Origin of the sequence: Paraburkholderia sp. Cpub6 (assembly GCF_014201065.1) — a bacterium.
Classification (GTDB): Bacteria; Pseudomonadota; Gammaproteobacteria; order Burkholderiales; family Burkholderiaceae; genus Paraburkholderia; species Paraburkholderia tuberum.
This window is the reverse complement of record NZ_JACHDM010000094.1, coordinates 1-1,134: the sequence shown is the minus strand read 5'-3', so window position 1 is coordinate 1,134 and position 1,134 is coordinate 1. Positions and strand designations below refer to the sequence as shown.

The 1,134-nt window shown below is 59.3% G+C and carries 1 protein-coding gene; it reads left to right on the top strand.

The window, feature by feature from the left end; translation table 11 throughout:
• A partial coding sequence (locus HDG33_RS36845) for an IS30 family transposase (protein ID WP_184041233.1) occupies positions 1-1,127 on the top strand: 1,127 nt, incomplete at its 5' end.
• Between the last annotated feature and the right edge of the window lie 7 nt (positions 1,128-1,134).

The window sequence follows — 1,134 nt, the reverse complement described above, 5'->3', positions numbered from 1 at the left end:
AGCAGAAAGCGCTGATGTGGGAACGTTGGCGGAAGGGAGAGTCTCTCCAGAAGATCGCCCAGCTTTTTGACCGGAACCACTCGTCTGTACAGGGGATTCTGGCTGAGACAGGTGGAATCCAGCCACCACAAAGGCATCGATCGGGATTGGCATTGACGCTGGAGGAGCGCGAAGAGATCTCACGGGCACTTGCGGCCGACGATTCGATCCAGTCAATCGCCATGCGACTTTCGCGAGCTCCCTCCACCATCTGTCGTGAGATCAAACGTAACAGCGGCCCGGACGGCTATCGGGCAAGCCACGCCGATCAGCTCGCGTGGGATCGCGCGCAGCGACCCAAAGCCTGTAAACTGGTTGAGCACCGGATGTTGGCGCACATCGTGGCAGCCAAGCTCCAGTTGCAGTGGTCACCGCAGCAGATCGCCGGATGGCTCAGACGCGCGTACCCAGACAACGAGGACTACCACGTGTCCCACGAGACAATCTATCGTTCTCTCTTCATACAGGCCCGTGGGGCCCTGAAGAAGGAGTTGCTGGAGCACCTGCGGCGCACCCGGGCCATGCGCCGTTCGCGCCATCACACGCTAAAGACGGAGGATCACGGCAGGATTCGTGACACCGTATCGATCAGCGAACGCCCGGCTAGCGTTGAAGACCGCGCGGTACCGGGCCACTGGGAAGGTGATCTGCTGTGCGGTAGCGGCAGCAGCCAGATTGCGACGCTCGTCGAGCGCCAGACACGCTATGTCATGCTGGTGAAGATAGCCAGCAAGGACAGCGAAACGGTCATCAATGCGCTCATCAAACATGCCAGCAAGTTACCGCAGGAACTCTACAAGTCGCTCACCTGGGATCGGGGGACGGAGATGGCCGGGCACAAGCGCTTCACCGTCGCCACCGACATTGCCGTCTACTTCTGCGACCCGCAACATCCCTGGCAGCGTGGGTCGAATGAGAACACGAATGGACTATTGAGGCAGTACTTCCCGAAAGGTACCGATCTGTCAGTGTATTCGCAGGCCAAACTCAACGCTGTGGCAAGACGACTGAACGAGCGTCCAAGAAAGACACTGGACTACGAGACGCCCGCCGAACGATTCCAGCAAACTATTGCATCCACCGGTTGAATCCGCC